This is a genomic window from Streptomyces sp. NPDC059477, assembly GCF_042749375.1.
GTDB lineage: Bacteria > Actinomycetota > Actinomycetes > Streptomycetales > Streptomycetaceae > Streptomyces.
Genome location: NZ_JBHYUG010000172.1, coordinates 1 through 6,196 on the forward strand (window position 1 = coordinate 1; position 6,196 = coordinate 6,196).

Annotated in this window: 8 protein-coding genes; 1 reads left to right on the plus strand and 7 read right to left on the minus strand. The window is 71.7% G+C overall.

What is annotated here, in order from left to right:
* The 7 genes from lepB to ACFXAZ_RS39125 all read right to left on the minus strand — a co-directional run.
* On the minus strand, positions 1-466 hold a 466-nt coding region (lepB, locus tag ACFXAZ_RS39095), incomplete at its 3' end, for a signal peptidase I (RefSeq protein ID WP_384601742.1).
* A 45-nt stretch (positions 467-511) separates the two neighbouring features.
* Positions 512-862, minus strand: a complete 351-nt coding sequence (gene rplS, locus ACFXAZ_RS39100) for a 50S ribosomal protein L19 (protein WP_345583563.1) — start codon at positions 860-862, stop codon at positions 512-514.
* Between the two features lie 135 nt (positions 863-997).
* The gene (gene trmD / locus ACFXAZ_RS39105; RefSeq protein WP_384601745.1) at positions 998-1,831 is read right to left on the minus strand and encodes a tRNA (guanosine(37)-N1)-methyltransferase TrmD; all 834 of its coding nucleotides are present in this window, start codon (positions 1,829-1,831) and stop codon (positions 998-1,000) included.
* Positions 1,831-2,532 carry a ribosome maturation factor RimM gene (rimM, locus tag ACFXAZ_RS39110; RefSeq protein ID WP_384601748.1) on the minus strand — a complete coding sequence of 234 codons (702 nt, stop codon included), beginning with the start codon at positions 2,530-2,532 and terminating at the stop codon, positions 1,831-1,833. The genes trmD and rimM overlap by 1 nt, the downstream gene beginning before the upstream one ends.
* Before the next feature lie 212 nt (positions 2,533-2,744).
* Positions 2,745-2,984: an RNA-binding protein gene (locus ACFXAZ_RS39115; protein ID WP_252426112.1), complete on the minus strand. Its 240-nt coding sequence runs from the start codon at positions 2,982-2,984 to the stop codon at positions 2,745-2,747.
* A 5-nt stretch (positions 2,985-2,989) separates the two neighbouring features.
* Positions 2,990-3,409, minus strand: a complete 420-nt coding sequence (gene rpsP / locus ACFXAZ_RS39120) for a 30S ribosomal protein S16 (RefSeq protein WP_382689884.1) — start codon at positions 3,407-3,409, stop codon at positions 2,990-2,992.
* A 308-nt stretch (positions 3,410-3,717) separates the two neighbouring features.
* Entirely contained in the window at positions 3,718-4,317 is a 600-nt protein-coding gene (locus ACFXAZ_RS39125; protein WP_382689882.1) for a hypothetical protein, read from the minus strand.
* Between the two features lie 877 nt (positions 4,318-5,194).
* Here ACFXAZ_RS39125 and ACFXAZ_RS39130 point away from each other — a divergent pair.
* Positions 5,195-6,046, plus strand: coding sequence for an SAM-dependent methyltransferase (locus ACFXAZ_RS39130; RefSeq protein ID WP_384601753.1), 852 nt, complete (start codon positions 5,195-5,197; stop codon positions 6,044-6,046).
* Positions 6,047-6,196: the final 150 nt, after the last annotated feature.

Below are 6,196 nucleotides of genomic sequence, written 5' to 3' on the forward strand. Positions count from 1 at the left end.
CCGGCCGGCCGTTCACCTCGAACCTCCCCTCCCGGTCGCAGCAGACCACCCGGTCCCCCGCCACCCCCACGACCCGTTTCACATAGGCGGCGTCCCCGAAATAGCCGGTGCCGTCGAACACGACGACCTCGCCGCGCCGCGGTTCGGCACCGAAACGGTACGCCAACTTGTTTACGAGAACGCGGTCCCCGACTCTCAATCCGGGTTCCATGGATCCGCTGGGGATTTCGAACGGCCGCACCACGAACGTGTTCAGCAGCAGCAGGAACACCAGGCAGATCAGCAGGGTCAGGCTGATCCGGCCGCCGGGGAGCCAGCGCGCGATGCCGTGCTGATCGCCCTGACTGATCCGCGCCACCCATGCGAAACGCGACCGTCCCTCCGGTCCCTCGGCCTCCGGAGTGGTCCCGGAGTCGGAAGGGCGGGAGGAGCGGTCGCGCTCCATGGGCTGTGCTTCGGTGTCCATCGGGGCCAGATGCTATCCGGCCCCGCCACGAACGCCTCGGCGCGCTCAGTTCTCGCGCTTCTCCTTGATCTTCGCGGCCTTGCCGCGCAGCTCACGCAGGTAGTACAGCTTGGCGCGGCGGACGTCACCCTTGGTGACCAGCTCGATCTTCTCCACGATCGGGGTGTGCACCGGGAAGGTGCGCTCGACGCCGACGGAGAAGGAGACCTTGCGGACCGTGAAGGTCTCGCGCACGCCCGAGCCCTGGCGGCGGATCACGACGCCCTTGAACTGCTGCACACGCGAGCGGTTGCCCTCGATGACGCGGACGTGCACGTTGACCGTGTCGCCCGGACGGAAGGCGGGGACGTCGCTGCGCAGCGACGCGGAGTCGACGGAGTCGAGCAGGTGAGACATTTCGTCTGCTTTCCTCGCTGATGCCACAGGTCATCAACGGAAACTAGGTCTTGGTGAGGAGTGCCGTGCGGATCGGGGCGGGCGTCGTGTCCCCCTGTGGCAGGGGCGCACGCCGGATGGGCGCACAACAGCGGCCTATTGTTCCACGCCCTCGGTCCTGCGCCAAAATCGGCCGGAGCGCTCCCCTTCGGGATCGGGCTCCCAGCCCAGGATGGAGAGCATCTCGCGGTCCTTCTTGTCGAGGGTCCCGGGGTCGCAGCGCTCGATCAGGTCGGGCCGGTGGGCCGTGGTGCGGCGCATCGCCTCGTCGCGCCGCCAGCGGGCGATCTTGCCGTGGTGCCCGCTGAGCAGCACGCCGGGGATGTCCCGGCCGCGCCATTCGGGCGGCTTGGTGTAGACGGGCCCTTCCAGCAGGTTCGCCATGGCGCCGGGCGCGAAGGAGTCGTCCCGGTGCGACTCGGCGTTGCCGAGCACGCCGGGCAGCAGCCGGGCCACGGCCTCGGTCATCACGAGTACGGCCGCTTCCCCGCCGGCGAGCACATAGTCGCCGATGGACACCTCATGGACCGGCATCCGGGTCGCGTACTCCTCCACGACCCGCCGGTCGATGCCCTCGTAGCGGGCCGGGGTGAAGATCAGCCAGGGCCGCTCGGAGAGCGCGACGGCGAGTTCCTGGGTGAAGGGCCGCCCGCTGGGCGTGGGCACGATCAGCGCGGGCGCGTGCGAGCCCGTCTCGTAGCCGTCGGCGAGCACGGAGTCGAGCGCGTCGCCCCAGGGCCCGGTCTTCATCACCATGCCGGGACCACCGCCGTACGGCGTGTCGTCGACGGTGTTGTGGCGGTCGTAGGTCCAGGCCCGCAGATCGTGCACATGGACGTCGAGCTGCCCCCGCGCGCGTGCCTTGCCCACCAGGGAGACGTTCAGCGGGTCGAGGTACTCGGGGAAGATCGTGAGGACGTCGAGGCGCATCAGGACCCGTCCTGACGCTCGCCCGCAGACCCACCCGGCGACCCGCCCGGCGCCCCGCCCGCCGAGTCGCCCGTCGAGTCGCCCGTCGGCTCACCCGGCGACTCCCCCTGCGGCCCGTCCGCCGGCTCCCCCGCAGAGTCCCCGCGCGACCCGCCGTCCGCCGGTTCGTCCCGCGTCGAGGCGATCTCCGCGCGGTCGTCGATCAGCCCCGGCGGCGGGTCGATCACCGCCCGCTGCTCATCGAGGTCGATCTCGGTGACGATCTCCTCGACGAACGGGATCAGCACCTCGCTGCCGTCCGGGCGCTCCACGATGAACAGGTCCTGCGAGGGCAGGTGCGAGATCTCGGTGATCCGGCCGACCTCGGCCCCGTCCGCGGTGACCACGTCCAGGTCGATCAGCTGGTGGTCGTAGTACTCGTCGTCGCCCTCGGGCATTTCCTCCGGGTCGATGTCGGCGATCAGCAGGGTGTTGCGCAGCGCCTCGGCGGCGGTGCGGTCCTGCACGCCCGCGAAGCGCAGCAGCAGCCGGCCGCTGTGCACCCGCCCGGTCTCGATGGTCAGCGGCCCGGTGGCGGCCGGGTCGGTGGCCAGGACGGCACCGGGCGCGAGCCGCAGCTCCGGTTCGTCGGTACGTACCTCCACGGAGACCTCGCCCTTGATGCCATGGGCGCGGCCGATCCGTGCGACTACGAGCTGCACTTTCCTGGATCTCCTGTCACGTTCCTGGACCCCGGCCGTACGCCGTCCGCACGGCTGCCGTATGTCGTCCGTATCTCGTCCGTAGCTCGTGCGTGTTCGTCCGCACGACCGTCCCACGACGACGGGCCGGGGACGGCCAGGCGGCCCTCCCCGGCCCGAGCCGGTGTTTCTTCAGCGTCAGCGAATGACGTCAGCGGACGTGGTCCACGTCGTCAGCGGATGTGGTCCACGTCGACGAGGTCGACCCGGACACCGCGTCCGCCGATGGCGCCCACGACGGTACGCAGAGCGCGTGCGGTGCGGCCATTGCGGCCGATCACCTTGCCGAGGTCGTCGGGGTGCACCCGGACCTCCAGCACCCGCCCGCGGCGCAGGTCACGCGAGGCGACCTGCACATCGTCGGGGTTGTCGACGATGCCCTTCACGAGGTGCTCAAGCGCCTCTTCGAGCATGGTGCTCAGGCCCCGGCCGACTCGGACTCGGCCGCGGCCTCGTCCTTCTTCTCCGCCTTCTTCTTCTGGGTGATCGCCTCACCCTTGCCCTCGTCGTCGCCGCCGAGAGCCTCGAACGACGGACGCGTGGTCTTGGGCTCGGCGACGAGCAGCGGCGCCGGGGCGGGCTCGCCCTTGAACTTCTGCCAGTCGCCGGTCTTGCGGAGGATGGCGAGCACGGGCTCGGTCGGCTGCGCGCCGACACCCAGCCAGTACGCCACGCGCTCGGCGTCGACCTCGATCACCGACGGGTGGTACGTCGGGTGGTACTTGCCGATCTCTTCGATCGCCCGGCCGTCACGGCGGGTGCGGGAGTCGGCGACGACGATGCGGTAGTGAGGCGAACGGATCTTGCCCAGACGCTTCAGCTTGATCTTGACTGCCACGGGAGTGGGTTCTCCTGGATTTGACGTGATTGGGCACGGCGAGAGAGCCGCGTGGGGTTGCGGTACCCGAGTGCCCGATGGACGCGTCAGCCGGAGGAGAGAGGGGTCCTGTGCGACTGTCGAGTACAGCTAGCCATTGTGCCACACGGTGTGGGGCGCTCCGGCCGAGGGTGTGACAGGGCATACCGGACAGGCACCGGGCCCCATCAGGACGGGGCCCGGTGCTCCTGGCCCGCCGTCCCGCTGGGGGCACGGCGCGCGAACGGCTCGGCAGCCGCTCCCCGACATCCACGAGATGCCGGGAAAGCTCAGCTCGCCGCGCCCGCGCCGACCACCTCGGGAATGCGGAACGGCTTCCCGCAGCCGCCGCACATGATGGGCGCCTGGGCGAGGACCGACGGGACGACGCGGACATTGCGCCCGCAGTCGCAGACCGCCTTGACCCGGACACCGCCGCCGGAGGACCCATGGCGGGCCGCCGGACCTCTGAAGGAGCGGGTGGTGTCGGACGCGGTCGCCGCCGTGTGCGCCTTCAGCGCGCGCTGGAGCCGCTCGGTGGTCGAGCGGTACCGGCGCTTGGCCTCGGGATTGAGCGTGACCAGGGAGAAGCCACTGCTGGGATGCGGCTCGTCGGGGTGGTCCAGCCCCAGTTCCTCGGCGATCGCGAGGAATCTGCGGTTGTGGTACCGACCGGCGCGGGAGGTGTCGCGAACGCCGCGCGAGGCGGCGATGCCATGGACTGCCTCATGGAGCAGTCGCTCGAAGGAGAGCTCATGCCCGCAGGCGGACGAGGACTCTCCGATCAGGGACTCGGGCGCGGCTAGATCTGGCAGCTCGGGGTGGTACCGCTGAATGTCGGCCCACGCCTGCGCCAGCTCTGCGGCGAGAACAGGTGGTGTCGTGCTCACGTAATGACAACGAGCCGGGGTTGCGCTGTGTTCCTATTCCGGGGCATCTCAAATAATTTGCACGTACCCGTCAGTTGCCGCTGATGCGTCGCGACGAGGGCGGGTGCGCTGATCTGCGGAGAAGCCTCGCAGTCCGTACCAAGCCGGTGCGTAGGCCGCGCTACGAATCCCCGTGTAGGCGGGGTCACCCCGCCGGGCTCGCTGTGGCCGCCCTCCGCGCAAGGGGCGATTCGGCCGCCTGTCCGGCGCGCGGAACCCGTCCCGGTCGGCGCGCGCGACGCCCCCGACGTTATCGCGCCCGCCGTCCCCGCATGACACCGCCCGCCCGCACGGGCCGGACACGGTACGACGCCTCCCGTACGCCGGTCCCAGGCGCCGCCGACCTTGGCCGGTTCGGCGTCACCCTTCTTCGCGCCGGTGGCGAGCCGCCGGTCCACCCGTGCGCCGACGGCTCTCCACCGGCACGGGCCCCCGCGCGGGCGTCGCGCCGACGCCGTCCATGGCAGTTCCGGCCAGTCCGCGCCAGGGCCGGGTTCCGGCCGGTCGCCGCGCATGTGACGGCGTAGGGGCGTCCCAGGTTTCCGGGACGTGAAATCTCGCCAAGTGGCCGGGCCCGGGGCAAGCAGGGCCCCGTGACCCCTGGACGCGGTCGCGCGCCCGGAGTTACCTGGGATTCGGGAGCAGTGCGGAGCGCACACCACAGGGACCCGCGTCCGGCATGACGAGACCCTCCGCATCCCCGGCTCGACAAGACCGGGAACCCCGCCACGGCACGTCTCCACCCGACCTCCCGCTCGGCCTCTCCACTCGGCCTCTCCACTCACCTCTCCGGAAATGGGCGACAGCGGCAGTTCTCTGCGAAATGGGGCGCACCTAGATGACATCGACGCTCGTGCGACAGCACCCGCCTCTCGCCGGACCGGCGCCGCGCGTGGACCTCGGTGCACGCGCGCGTGACTGGTCCGAGATCCAGGAGCGGATGCTGGTACCGCTCTACGAGGCCGTCTACGAGCGACTGGAGGTGGGCCCCGCCACCCGGCTGCTCGGGCTCGGCTGCGGCAGCGGACTGGCCCTGCTCGTCGCGGTCTCCCGGGGCGCCGCCGTCACGGGCGTCGAGACCTCCTCCCCCGAACGGCTGGCCCTCGCGCGCGAGCGGCTGCTGCCCAAGCCGTGGGGCGCACGCGCGGGCGGTGACGCCCGCCTCCTGGACGGCCCGCCCGAAGCCGACGCCGGGGCGGCGCCGTACGGGCTGGTGACCGCCTTCGAGCCCATCGGCTGCCTGGCGGGCGACACCGAGCGGCTCACGGAGACGCTCCGCGCGGTGGTGCCGCCCGCCCGGCGCGGGACGCCGGTCGTGGTGGCCGGCTGGGGGCCGCCCGAGCGGTGTGCGACGGCCTCGGTGCTGCGGGCGGCCGGGAAGCTCGCCGATCCCCCGCACGGCACCGGCGAGTGGCGCCCCGCGCGCCGCGACGATCTGGAGGAGGCCACCGCGCGGGCGGGACTGCGTCCCGACGGCTCCGGGCGGGTCGCCTGCCCCTTCGGCTACGCCGACCTCACCAGCGCCCGGCGCGGCCTGCTGTCCACCGGCCTGTTCGACCCGGCCGTCGCGGCCACCGGCCAGGAACGGGTCGACAAGGAGTTGACCGAGGCCCTCCACCCGTACCGCCGCCCGGACGGGACGGTGTGGATGCCGAATGTCTTCCGGTATCTGATCGCCCGGGTGCCGTAAGGACACGGGGGTTCAGAGGAAGCTGTACGGCAGGCACGCGCGCGGGTGACGGCAACAGCGACACGCCGAGGCCATGGGAAAAGCACCCCGACACGCCCACCCTTCGGGCATGTACGTCGCCGGGGGCACCCCGCGGGCGAGGGGGGCCCC

Bases quoted from the DNA above. Each gene is read 5' to 3' on its own strand.
- ACFXAZ_RS39130 (WP_384601753.1), top strand. From the start codon at position 5,195: ATGACATCGACGCTCGTGCGACAGCACCCGCCTCTCGCCGGACCGGCG.
- trmD (WP_384601745.1), bottom strand. From the start codon at position 1,831: ATGCGCCTCGACGTCCTCACGATCTTCCCCGAGTACCTCGACCCGCTG.
- rplS (WP_345583563.1), bottom strand. From the start codon at position 862: ATGTCTCACCTGCTCGACTCCGTCGACTCCGCGTCGCTGCGCAGCGAC.
- ACFXAZ_RS39115 (WP_252426112.1), bottom strand. From the start codon at position 2,984: ATGCTCGAAGAGGCGCTTGAGCACCTCGTGAAGGGCATCGTCGACAAC.